Raw genomic sequence first — 12677 nt, forward strand, 5'->3', positions numbered from 1 at the left:
CTAATGGTTAAGCTTGCAGTTGATGCGATGGGTGGAGATAATGCACCTCAATCAATAATTGAAGGTGTAGAATTGGCACGAAATGAAAATAGTAAGATTGAATTTTTACTATTTGGAGATAAAAAACAAATTCAACCACTTTTAAAAGATAATAAAAATATAACAATTGTTCATACTGATGAAGTAATTACTATGGATGATGAACCAGTTAGAGCGGTTAAAAAAAAGAAAAATTCAAGTTTAGTGTTGGCTGCTAAAGCTGTAAAAGATGGGGAAGCAGACGCATTTGTATCTGCTGGTAGTACTGGAGCAGTCATGGTAGCTGGTCTGTTAATCATTGGTAGAATAAAATCAATTGATAGACCAGGACTAACGGTTACGATGCCTGTAATTAATAATGATACTGGATTTACTATGATTGATTTTGGAGCGAATGCAGATGCTAAAGTTAATAATATTTGCCAGTATGCTTTATTAGGAAAATTTTATTCAAAAAATGTTAGAAAAGTAGACAATCCGAAAATTGGCTTAATAAACAATGGAACCGAAGATGATAAAGGAAATATTATCCATCAAAAGATGCATCAAGCATTGCAATCAATGAGTGATAATGGGGACATTAATTTTATTGGAAATATTGAACCGCGTGGATTATTAAACGGTATTACGGATGTAGCTGTTACAGATGGATTTACAGGTAATGCTGTTTTGAAATCAACAGAAGGTAGTGCTTTAGCCGTTATTGATATGCTAAAAGATGGAATTAAAAATGGCGGAATTAAAAGTAAAATGGGAGCGTTTTTTTTAAAGGATACTCTGAAAAAAATTGCTCAAAAAATGGATTATACTAAATATGGTGGGGCAGTTCTTTTAGGTTTAAAAGCTCCAGTAGTTAAAGGTCACGGTAACAGTAATCCTGAAATGATTAAAAATTGTCTATTCCATGCAAATGAAATTGTTACCTCAGGTTATGTTGAAGAAGTTGAAAATTTTTTTAATAATACTGAGAAAAATGATTAATTAGATTAAATGTTGATAGGAGTTTTTTTAATGGATGATAAAAAAGTTTTTTTGAGCGTAGTCCAGACTGTTTGCAATCAATTTAATGTTGATGCCGCCTTAGTTTCACCTAAAACTGATTTCAATAAGGATCTTGGAGCTGATTTTGTTGATTTAGCCAAGTTTATTGTTGAAATTGAAGATGAATTTGGCGATGTGATTCCAAATGACGCAGCAGAAAGAATTCAAACTGTTAATGATTTAGTCAATGTAATTGTTGAAAGTACTAACAAAAAAAGAAAAAAATGATTAAAAACTCCATCAATTAAGATGGAGTTTTTAATTTAATGCTATACTGTAAGATAAATATGTTGGAGGTTTTTAAGTTGCAAAAAGAATTTGATGATATTTTAGCAGATAGATATAACGTTAAATTTAAAAATGAAGCTTTATTAGATGAAGCATTTACACAAGCTTCATATGTAAATGAACATCCAGATCAAGATTTAAAATTTTATGAACGCTTAGAATTTTTGGGAGATGCAGTTTATCAATTAGTAGTTTCCAATTATATCTTTAAAAGATACCCAGATATGCCACAAGGCCGTCTCTCTAGACTACGTGCTGCCATGGTTAATCGACATAGTTTTAGTCGGTTTGCTCGTGAATGTCATTTTGATAAATATATTCGTTTAGGAAGAGGAGAAGAAAAAGTTGGAGCTAGAAACCGTGATTCTTTACTTTGCGATATATTTGAATCTTTTATTGGAGCTGTTTATCTTGATCAAGGTATTGAAACGGTTAAGCATTTTTGTAATTTAGTTATTTTCCCTAAACTCGACGAAGGTTGGTTTGATGAGTTTTTTGATCATAAGACTGAGCTTCAAGAAGCAATTCAAATTAATGGACCTGTTAATATTGACTATAAGGTTTTAGATGAAGATGGTCCTGACAATGATCGTCAATTTAAAGTAGCTGTTTATGTTGATAATCAAGAGTTAGGTGTGGGAGAAGGACATGCCAAAAAAAATGCCGAACAAGCTGCTGCTAAAGTTGCTTTAAATAAATTAGGCATTAAAGATCAAAAATTGCAGTAAAAGCGAGGATTCTGTTGTGAAATTAAAATCAATTCAGATTGCGGGATTTAAATCTTTTGCTGATAAAACAATCATAAATTTCCAAAAAGGATTAACAGGAATTGTAGGTCCAAACGGAAGCGGTAAAAGTAATGTCATTGAAGCCGTTCGATGGGCATTAGGAGAGCAATCTGCTAAAAGCCTTCGTGGTAAAAAAATGAAAGACGTTATTTTTTCTGGATCAAAATATCGTCATCCTTTAAATCGGGCAGAAGTTAGTTTGATTTTTGATAATTCAACTCATTTTTTAGATTCTGATTATAGCGAAGTTAAAATCACTAGAACATACTATCGAAATGGTGAAAGTATTTATTCCATTAATGATAAAGAGTGTTTATTACGTGATATTAATAATTTGTTTATGGATACAGGATTAGGTGAAGGATCTTTATCAATCATTTCGCAAGGTAATGTTGATGACATTTTAGATGATGATGTTGAAAAACGTCGTTCTATTATTGAAACTGCTGCTGGTGTATATCGATATAAAAAGCAAAAGAATGAATCTAAGAAAAAATTAGAAGAAACGCAATTTAACTTAGATCGTATTTCTGACATTACTAGTGAAATAAAAAAGCAAATGACTCCACTAAAAAAGCAAAGCGAAACCGCTTCGCTTTATTTGCGTAAAAAAAAGTACTTAAGTCAATTAGAATATAATGCATTTAATCTTGAAATCAATCAAGATGAGAATAAAAAGAAACAAATATCTAATGAAATATCTAAACTTAGTCAAAACTGCTTAGATTTGAATCATCGTTTAACTGATTTAAAATCTGAAAAAAAGAATTTAAATGGTAGTATAGAATCCTTAAATGCCGAACAAGAAAAGCTACAGCAAGAACTTTTAACGAATACTAAAACGTTGGAAACTGTTAATAGTGAAGAACGTTTGTATGAGCAAAGAGAACAATTTAATTCTCAGAAAAAAAATGATTTAGAGAAAAGAATATTAGATCTTAAAGCTCAAAGAGATACTTTAATCATTGAAGTTAAAAAAAATGAAAATGAATTAGTAAAAATAAAAAATAATATTAAAAATTTTGATAAATCAAAGCGAGTTTCAAATGACCAAAAATTGTCATTTGAAATAAATAAAAAAGAAAAAGAATTAGAAAAAAATCGTAGTGATTATGTTGATTTAATGCAACAAATTACGAATAAAAGAAATGATATGCGTTTAAACCAAAAATTGTCGCAGCAAAGTAATAATGAGTCAGCAGAACAACAAAGACAAATTAGAGCTTATCAAGATCAAGTTAGTGAAATTAAAACTAAAATAGATTCTGATGAAATAGAATTAAAAGAATTACAAGCTAATATTTATATTACTAATAAGCAATTTTATGATATAAATGTTCAATCAGATAAAATAGAAAAACAAATTGAAGATTACCAAGAAAATTGGTATGCTGATGTGCGAAATTATCAAGAAATAAAGACTGAACGAGATAGTTTGCAGTCAATGTTAGAAAGCCATAACAATCTTTATCGAGGAACACGTAATTTATTAAAACAACGTAATAAATTACCAGGGATTCTAGGAACAGTTAGCGACTTCATTAGTGTTCCAAAAGAGTACGTAACAGCAATTGAAATTACTTTAAGTAGTTCAATTCAACAGATAATCGTTGATAATGTAACTAATGCACGTAATGCAATTCGTTTTTTGAATAAAAATAAACAAGGAAGAGTAACTTTACTTCCCATACAAGAAATTAATGAACGTTTACTTAGTCCTAGAATCCTTGATTTAATTAAAAATAAACCTGGATTTATGGGTATTGCAGCTAATTTAGTTCAAATGCCGAATAATATGGAAAAAGTAAAAAATCATTTACTTGGAAATGTAATAATTACTGATAATTTGAAACATGCTACTGAACTAAGTAAAACAGTTCATCATCGAGTTAAATTTGTTTCTTTAAATGGTGACGTGATTAATTCAGGCGGATCTATTACAGGTGGTAAGAATCAACATCAAAATGAAGGAATTTTAAGCCAAAAAAACAAATTAATAAAACTTAATATTCAAGTTGAAAAAAAAGGTAAAAAGTTAAAAGATGATGAGTTAAAGCTTAATCAAACTAAAAAAATTAATGAAGAAATTCAGCAAAAAAAGAATGAACTTTACAAATTAACTAGTGATTTAAAATCAAAATTAGAGCTAAAACAAAAAAGTTTAACTTTAAATAAAATTGAATTTGACAAAAATAACCGAAACATTAAAGCATTACAAATTAAAATTAGCGGAAGTTTTAGTGATAATAATTATAATGAACATGAATTCAATAATGTCATTAAACAATTACAAATAAAAATTGAAAATAATCAAAAGTTAAATGAAAAATTAAAAAGTGAAATTGATGAATTAAAATTAAAACAAAATCAAAGTAAACAAAGTTTGAATGAAATTAATCAAAAATTAGTAGTTGCTGATGAACGAAAAAGAAATTTAAATCAGCAAAAGAGTAATTTGGCTAATCAATTACAAAGTGTTAATCAACAATTGTCAGATTCAAGAAATAAAATCAAAGAATTAACTGCTGAATTGAACCAAACTATTAAATTAGATAACGTAAATACTGACAATATTAAACAATCAATAAAAATCATCCAAATTAAAATTGATCAAATTAAACAAAAAACAAAGATTAATAAAGAAAAAATCATTAAAATTGACAAACAAATTAGTGAAAATCAAGATGAAACAATTAATCAAAATGAAAAGCTTCATCAATTTCAATCGCAACTCAATGTAATTTCTGATAATCTTAAAAAAAATAAAAACAAAATAAAAGACTTAGAAATTAATTATGATAAATTTTCAAAACTAACATTAAATTTTGATGAAATTAGGCAAAAAATTTCAAATGTTAAACAGGAATTAAGTGAACTTGGTAATGTTAATATAGGTGCAATTAAGTCATATGAAGAACTTAAAGAACGTTATGATTTTATGCAACATCAAATGAATGATTTAAATGTAGCTAAAAATCAATTGTTAAGCATTATGAATAAAATGGATGAAACGGTTAAGGTTCGTTTTGAAAAAACGTACCAAAACATTTCCCAAGTATTTTCTAAAGTTTTTCGCAATATCTTTGGCGGTGGTGAAGCTAAGTTAGAATTAAATGATCCTCATCACTTATTAACTACTGGAATTGATATTATAGTAAAACCGCCTGGAAAGAGATTTAGAAACATTAGTTTATTATCCGGGGGCGAAAAAGCTTTAACAGCTTTAGCATTATTATTTGCAATTTTAGAAGTTAAACCAGTTCCATTTGTAATTTTAGATGAAGCTGAGTCTGCACTCGATCCTGCAAACGTTGATAGATTTGCTCGTTATATTCAAGACTTAAAGCAGGAAATCCAATTTATAGTTATTACACATAGAAAAGAAACCATGGTATATGCTGATAATCTATATGGGGTTACTATGCAAGATTCTGGAATATCAAAGCTAGTATCGGTAAACTTAAATGATGATAAACATAGGGAGAATTAAAAATGGGATTATTTGATATTTTTAAAAAGAAAAATAAAGAAAATAGTGAATTAGAAAAAGAAAATAATGAGCCACAAAATGATGAAGATATTGAGCAACCAACCAATGCTGAAACGGAAAATATAAACAATTCAAAAGATGAACATGATTCAAATGAGAATATTGAAGCTGGTAGTAATGAAAATACAACAGAATCATCAGAAAATGATGTATCAGATGATGATTTTGATAAAATGGAATTGGAAAACAATAATAATCATGATGATGAAGATGAATCGATCAGTTCTAAAAATTCTGAATTGGATAATGATAAAAGCAATGATATTGATAAAGAAAAAAAATATGAACATGGATTATCAAAATCACGTTCGTTAATAGGTCAAAAGTTAAATAGTTTATTTGCTAATTTCAGATCTGTGGATGATGAATTTTTTGAAGATTTAGAAGATACTTTAATTGAATCAGATGTTGGAGTGAAAACAGCAACCGAAATTAGTGATCAACTAAAAGAAGAAGTTAAATTAAATAACATAAAAAAAACTGCAGAAGTACAAAATTTTATTGTTGAAAAATTAATTGATATGTACGATGCACCAGATGATGGCAAATCAGAATTAAATATTAATCCTGATGGTCCAACAGTGATTTTATTTATTGGGGTCAATGGAGCTGGGAAGACAACTACAATTGGTAAATTAGCTAATAAATATCGTGAAGATGGTAAAAAAGTTTTGGTTGCAGCTGCTGACACATTTAGAGCTGGAGCGATTGAACAGCTTGACGAATGGGCTAAGCGTGATCATGTAGATATCGTTAAAAAAGATGAAGGTAGTGATCCAGCGTCAGTGGTTTACGATGCTGTCCAACGAGCTAAAAAAGAAAATTATGATATTTTATTCGTTGATACGGCGGGACGTTTGCAAAATAAAGTTAATTTGATGAACGAATTAGAAAAAATGAATAAAATCATTACACGTGAAATCCCAGGTGCACCACAAGAAGTATTGCTTGTAATTGATGCTACCATTGGTCAAAATGCTTTAGTTCAAGCTAAAATGTTTAAAGATGTTGCTAATATATCAGGTTTAGTATTAACTAAGTTAGATGGTACAGCTCGTGGTGGAATAATTATTGCAATCAAAAATGAACTTGGAATCCCAGTTAAATATGTAGGATTGGGAGAATCGGTAAATGATTTACAGGATTTTGATCCAAAAGAATTTGTTTACGGACTTTTTAAAGGGTTAATAAAGGAATAATAATTCATGAATGAAAACTTCGATTTAAAATTAGCAAAGGATAATCGAATTAATGCTTTAATTGATTTTTACGGGAGTTTATTAACTCCTAAACAAGCCGAATATGTTTGTCAGTACTATGCAGATGATTTATCATTAGGAGAAATCTCGGAAAACTTTAATGTTAGTCGTCAGGCGGTTTATGATAATATTCGACGAACTGAACAAACTTTAGAAAAATATGAAGCAAAAATGTGTTTGTATGATAAATTTCTAAAGAGAAACAAAATAATTGATAATTTACAAGATTATGTCAAAAAAACATATAATAATGATAAATATATTAATCAATTAGTTGATAAATTAGAAAAAATAGAGGAAGAATAGAAGGTTATAAAATGGCATTCGAAGGGTTAACTAATAAATTACAAAATGCTTTTAGAAATTTGCGTGGTAAAGGTAAGATTAGTGAAGCAGATTTACGTGCTACAATGAGAGAAATTAGATTAGCATTATTAGATGCTGATGTTAATTTTTCAGTTGTTCGTGATTTTGTAAAAAAAGTACAAGCTAAAGCAAATGGGGAAAATGTTCTTGAAGGATTAAATCCTGCACAGCAAATCATTAAAATTGTTGATGATGAGTTGACACAAATGATGGGCGAAGAAACTACTTCGTTAATAAAAGCACCCAAAATACCAACAATCATAATGATGGTTGGACTTCAGGGAGCAGGTAAAACCACCACTGTTGGAAAATTAGCAAATCGCTTAAAAAATGATGATAATGCTCGACCATTATTGATAGCAGCCGATGTATATCGTCCAGCTGCTATTGAGCAATTACAACAAATTGGTAATCAAATTAACGTTCCTGTTTTTGATGAAGGTACAAATGTTGACCCAGTTAAAATTGTTGAAGATGGGTTAAAACAAGCTAAAGAAAATCATAATGACTATGTTTTTATTGATACTGCTGGTCGGCTACAAATCGATGAAAAATTAATGAAAGAACTCCAAAATATTAAAGAAGTTGCTAATCCAACTGATATTCTCTTAGTAGTTGATGCAATGACCGGTCAAAATGCCGTTAATACAGCAGAAGGATTTAATGATGCTCTAGATTTAACTGGTGTTATTTTAACTAAACTTGATGGGGATACTCGTGGTGGAGCAGCCTTATCAATTAAAGCAGTTACTGGTAAACCAATCCTTTATACTGGTCAAGGTGAAAAGATGAATGATTTGGACGTCTTTCACCCAGATCGAATGGCTTCTCGTATATTGGGAATGGGAGACGTTCTTTCATTAGTAGAAAAAACTCAAAAAAATGTTGATGAAAAAAAAGCAAAAGAATTAACTGAAAAAATTAAAGAAAATTCTTTTAATTTTGATGACTTTTTAGATCAGTTACAACAAATTCAAAATATGGGACCTTTAAAAGATATTATTGGTATGATTCCTGGTATGGCCAATAATCCTGCTTTGAAAAATGTTAATATGGATCCAAAAGATTTAGAAAAAATTAAAGCAATTATTTATTCTATGACTAATGAAGAACGTGAAAATCCAGATGTATTAAACCCTTCACGAAGAAGAAGAATTGCTCGAGGTTCTGCTCAGCCAATTCAAAATGTTAATCGTTTGATTAAACAATTTGACCAAATGAAAAAAATGATGAATCAAGTATCAAATGGTAACATGTCTGGAATGCAAAATATGATGGAAGCAACTGGAATGGGTGGGGGAATGAGCAAGTTATCCAATATAGCTATGAAACGTATGAGTCGTAAAATGAAAAAAAATAAGCGTCGTCGTAAGAAAAAGAAAAAATAGTAGTGTAAAGAAAAAACTCTTTACATTACAAATTATTCTTGTTATTATAATAGGTGTTAAGAAACTTATAGGAGGTGTAATTATGTCTGTTAAAATTCGTTTGAAACGTATGGGTTCAAAGAAAAATCCATTTTACCGTATTGTAGTTGCTGATTCACGTAGTCCTCGTGATGGTCGTTATATTGAAAATGTTGGTACTTATAATCCATTAATTCAAGAAAACCAAGTAACTCTTGAAGAAGAAAATATTCTTAATTGGTTAGAAAAAGGCGCAAAGCCTTCTGATACAGTTAGAAATATCTTGTCAGATGCTGGAATTATGAAAAAACTTCATGATTTAAAGCTTGCTAATAAGAAATAACCTTAATTATGATTAATTTTGATAATTTAATAAAAACCATTATTAAACCGTTAGTTAAATTTCCTGATGATATTAAAATATCTCATCAAGATACTGACGATTTTCATGAATATATTTTATCAACAAATGAAAAAGATGTTGGACGTGTGATTGGGAAACGTGGAAGAGTTGCTCAAACAATTCGTGCTATTGTTTATAGTGTCCATGTTCCTGATAATAAGCGAATTAAACTTATTATTAATGACGGTAAATAAATAGAAACTCTTAAATAAAACTTAGTTTTATTTAAGAGTTTTTTTAGAACAGGTGAATTATGCAATATTTAAATGTTGGAGAAATAGTTAATACTCAAGGTATTAAAGGCGAAGTAAGAGTTCAAGCTATTACTGATTTTCCAGATTCACGGTTTAAGGTCGGAGCAATTGTATATGCTTTTCCCAAAAATAATGAAATTGTTCCACTTAAAATTGATGGATCTAGAAAACATAAAAATTTTATTTTACTTCATTTTAAAGGACTCAATTCAATTAATGATGTTGAATATCTTAAACCTTCATTATTAAAAATAAAACAAGAACAACAAAAAGATGATGAATTAAAACCAGGTGCATATTATTATCATCAAATTATTGGTTTAAATGTTTTTGATACTAATAATAATAAATTAGGCGAAATTAAAGATATTATGGATCTTGGTCCGAATGATGTCTGGGTTGTTAAACGTAAAAATCAAAAAGATTTATTATTACCTAAAATTGATGACGTCGTTAAAAAAGTTGATTTAGAAAATGATAAAGTTATTGTTGAAATGTTGAAAGGATTGGAATAGTTTGCAAATAGATATTTTAAGTCTCTTTCCAGACATTTTAAAAGGACCTTTAAATGCATCAATAATTGGCAAAGCAATTAATCGCAATCTTTTGAATATTGATATTACAAATTTTAGAGATTATTCTACTAATAAACATCATAACGTTGATGATATGCCATATGGTGGTGGAGCAGGAATGTTGTTGCAACCTCAACCAATTATTGACGCATTTGATCATACTCAACAAGTGGCAAAAGAAAACGATATTTCAACTGGAAGAGTTATTTTAACTGATCCTGCTGGGAAAAAATTTGATGAAAATGTTGCAGCAGAATTAGCCAAAGAAGAACATCTAACTTTTTTATGTGGTCATTATGAAGGATACGATGAACGTATTAAACAAATTGTTACTGATGAATATTCAATCGGAGATTATGTGCTAACTGGAGGGGAACTACCCACTCTTGTTATGATTGATGCCATTGCACGTTTGATTCCAGGAGTACTTGGAAATAAAGGATCAGCAGCAGATGATTCATTCTCAAGTGGGTTATTAGAATCTCCACAGTATACGCGTCCTGCTAATTTCAGAGGTCAAGAAGTTCCAGCAGTATTAACTAGTGGAGATCACCAAAAAATTTCTGATTGGAGATTAAAAGAATCTTTAAGAAAGACTTATTTAAGACGTCCAGATTTAATTAATTATAAAAAACTTTCTAAAAAAGCAATTAAATTACTTGCTGAAGTTAAGATTGAAGAAGAATAATGTAAATTAACCTTTACTATTTTTAAATTTTTATGATATAATTTATATTGATTGTTAAACTAAATACAACAGTATTCCGCTGTCGAGTAGATATGAGTGCTAGTTAGGAGAATTTATTATGCGTCAAAACAAATTGATTGAAAAGATTAATAGTGATCAATTACGTTCAGATATTCCAGACTTTCGTGCTGGTGATACTATTAAGGTATCAGTTAAAGTTGTTGAAGGTGACAACGAAAGAATTCAGGACTTTACTGGGGTTGTAATTAAACGTCGTGGTGCTGGTATTCAAGCAACTTATACTGTTCGTAAGATTAGTAATGGTGTTGGAGTGGAAAGAATTTTCCCATTGAATTCACCACGTGTTGAAAAAATTGAAGTTATTAGACACGGTAAAGTACGTCGTTCTAAGCTTTATTACTTACGTGATCGTCAAGGGAAAGCTGCTCGTATCAAGCAATCTTTCAAAAAACGTTAAAAATAAAAAAGAGATTAGACAACAATGTCTAATCTCTTTTTTTAAGCATTTTTTTGTTTGTGTGTTCCAATATCATAAATAATCCATCCAATTAGTCCAAATGCAATTGGTCCAAAAATGGTCCAAAAAGCTGTTTCGTAGTCTTTGGTTAAAATTGGCTCAATAGCTGTGAATCCTATTCCAAGAATTAGAACAATCATAATGATTGTCACAACTACTGTAGTAAATAATTTATTTTTATAAAAAACAAACGGTCTTTCGATGTTTTTTAATTTTTTGAAAAATGGAAATGCACCAACTAAGAAAAGGTATGGGAAAGTACTAGAAATATTTCCCATATCAGTCAAAATAAGATAAAATTTTTGTGCTCCTGAACCACTGAACGAAATCGCAAAAATAACGACTGCCACGGCAGCTGCTTGAATCCACATCGCAAATGCTGGCATTCCATGTTTGTTAAGTTTAGTCACTCGTTTAGGCCAAATTTTAGGGTCTGAGCCTTCAATAAATGATTTAATGGGTGAATATATTAAGACAAAAAAGGAACCAATATATGCCAAAAACATGCTTAATCCGGCAAAACGTGCAAACCATTCTCCAGTTATAATAGCAGTAGCAGAAGAGAATCCTATAGTCTTAGCTAAAACATAACCAAGGTTGCTAACAAGAACATAAGTAATATTACCTAAATTAACGCTTCCTTTACCTAAAACTTGTTGCCAATTAGCAGTTACTCCTACGAAGAAGATAGCTCCAGAATAAATTACTGCCATAATAATTCCACCAATAATTACACCACGTGGAAAATTACGCTTGGGATTATCAACTTGATCAACGATTCCTCCCATAGATTCCATTCCACCATAAGCAAAAATGGCATAAACAACAAATGACATTACTGCGATGGGACTAGAAAATAATGGGTTAGGGGATTTAATAAAAGTAGACATTCCATGAACTTGTTCAGCTAAATTACCATGATTTGCAAACAAGATGAAAATTGAAATTATTACGAATAAAACAGGTAAAATAATTGAGAAAATACCACCGATATTGGCTACTTTTGAAATTTGATTAAATCCTTTAGTGGCACAAAGTGTAGAAATTAGTACCCAGAGAATTCCCAAAATTCCAATAGTTTGCATTGATGAGAAAATTCCAAACAAATGCCAAGTACTAGTTTTGTCAGTACCAAAGAAAATATTTGAAACTGGAATCCAAACCTTGCTTGAAACTGAAATCATCCAAATTATCCAGGCAGATAACCAGATGAAAGTCCCAATAAAAGCTAATTTTTCTCCAATTGAATTTTTTAACCAGGAATAAATGCCACCTTTTTCATTACTAAATGAAGAACCGTATTCAGCAAACATTAATCCAGTAGGTAAAAAGAATACTAAGGCTGCAAAAACATACCAAATAATACTTGCATAACCCATTTGATCATATGCAACAGTCACATTGGCAAATCCAAATATTGACGAAAGAATCATTAAAACTAAACCACTTACACTCATTTTTTTATTATTTTTCATATGATTA

The 12677-nt window shown here is 29.8% G+C and carries 13 protein-coding genes; 12 read left to right on the top strand and 1 reads right to left on the bottom strand.

The window, feature by feature from the left end; genetic code table 11:
• The first annotated feature begins 3 nt into the window (after positions 1-3).
• From plsX to rplS, 12 genes are all read left to right on the top strand, one after another.
• Positions 4-1020: a phosphate acyltransferase PlsX gene (plsX, locus tag BHU33_RS01715; protein WP_056997618.1), complete on the top strand. Its 1017-nt coding sequence runs from the start codon at positions 4-6 to the stop codon at positions 1018-1020.
• A gap of 30 nt (positions 1021-1050) precedes the next feature.
• The gene (locus BHU33_RS01720; RefSeq protein WP_054646209.1) at positions 1051-1308 is read left to right on the top strand and encodes an acyl carrier protein; all 258 of its coding nucleotides are present in this window, start codon (positions 1051-1053) and stop codon (positions 1306-1308) included.
• Between the two features lie 59 nt (positions 1309-1367).
• Positions 1368-2096, top strand: a complete 729-nt coding sequence (gene rnc / locus BHU33_RS01725) for a ribonuclease III (RefSeq protein ID WP_056997617.1) — start codon at positions 1368-1370, stop codon at positions 2094-2096.
• A 16-nt stretch (positions 2097-2112) separates the two neighbouring features.
• The gene (gene smc / locus BHU33_RS01730; protein WP_056997616.1) at positions 2113-5646 is read left to right on the top strand and encodes a chromosome segregation protein SMC; all 3534 of its coding nucleotides are present in this window, start codon (positions 2113-2115) and stop codon (positions 5644-5646) included.
• 2 nt (positions 5647-5648) lie between these two features.
• On the top strand, positions 5649-6905 hold the full coding sequence (ftsY, locus tag BHU33_RS01735) for a signal recognition particle-docking protein FtsY (protein WP_054646204.1): 1257 nt from the start codon (positions 5649-5651) through the stop codon (positions 6903-6905).
• 6 nt (positions 6906-6911) lie between these two features.
• Complete coding sequence (locus BHU33_RS01740) at positions 6912-7271, top strand: putative DNA-binding protein (protein WP_054646203.1); 360 nt, start codon at positions 6912-6914, stop codon at positions 7269-7271.
• 11 nt (positions 7272-7282) lie between these two features.
• Positions 7283-8719, top strand: a complete 1437-nt coding sequence (ffh, locus tag BHU33_RS01745; RefSeq protein WP_056997615.1) for a signal recognition particle protein — start codon at positions 7283-7285, stop codon at positions 8717-8719.
• Between the two features lie 82 nt (positions 8720-8801).
• Positions 8802-9080, top strand: coding sequence for a 30S ribosomal protein S16 (rpsP, locus tag BHU33_RS01750; RefSeq protein WP_054646202.1), 279 nt, complete (start codon positions 8802-8804; stop codon positions 9078-9080).
• An 8-nt stretch (positions 9081-9088) separates the two neighbouring features.
• Entirely contained in the window at positions 9089-9334 is a 246-nt protein-coding gene (locus BHU33_RS01755) for a KH domain-containing protein (protein WP_054646201.1), read from the top strand.
• A 59-nt stretch (positions 9335-9393) separates the two neighbouring features.
• Positions 9394-9909 (top strand): ribosome maturation factor RimM, encoded by a 516-nt coding sequence (gene rimM / locus BHU33_RS01760; RefSeq protein ID WP_054646200.1) that lies wholly within the window; start codon positions 9394-9396, stop codon positions 9907-9909.
• Between the two features lies 1 nt (position 9910).
• On the top strand, positions 9911-10657 hold the full coding sequence (gene trmD, locus BHU33_RS01765; RefSeq protein WP_054646199.1) for a tRNA (guanosine(37)-N1)-methyltransferase TrmD: 747 nt from the start codon (positions 9911-9913) through the stop codon (positions 10655-10657).
• A gap of 118 nt (positions 10658-10775) precedes the next feature.
• Positions 10776-11135 carry a 50S ribosomal protein L19 gene (rplS, locus tag BHU33_RS01770; protein WP_054646198.1) on the top strand — a complete coding sequence of 120 codons (360 nt, stop codon included), beginning with the start codon at positions 10776-10778 and terminating at the stop codon, positions 11133-11135.
• A 41-nt stretch (positions 11136-11176) separates the two neighbouring features.
• On the opposite strand, the gene yjeM is transcribed toward rplS, so the two are convergent.
• Complete coding sequence (gene yjeM, locus BHU33_RS01775) at positions 11177-12670, bottom strand: glutamate/gamma-aminobutyrate family transporter YjeM (protein WP_054646197.1); 1494 nt, start codon at positions 12668-12670, stop codon at positions 11177-11179.
• Positions 12671-12677: the final 7 nt, after the last annotated feature.

Source organism: Fructilactobacillus lindneri DSM 20690 = JCM 11027 (assembly GCF_002907375.1).
Lineage (GTDB): Bacteria > Bacillota > Bacilli > Lactobacillales > Lactobacillaceae > Fructilactobacillus > Fructilactobacillus lindneri.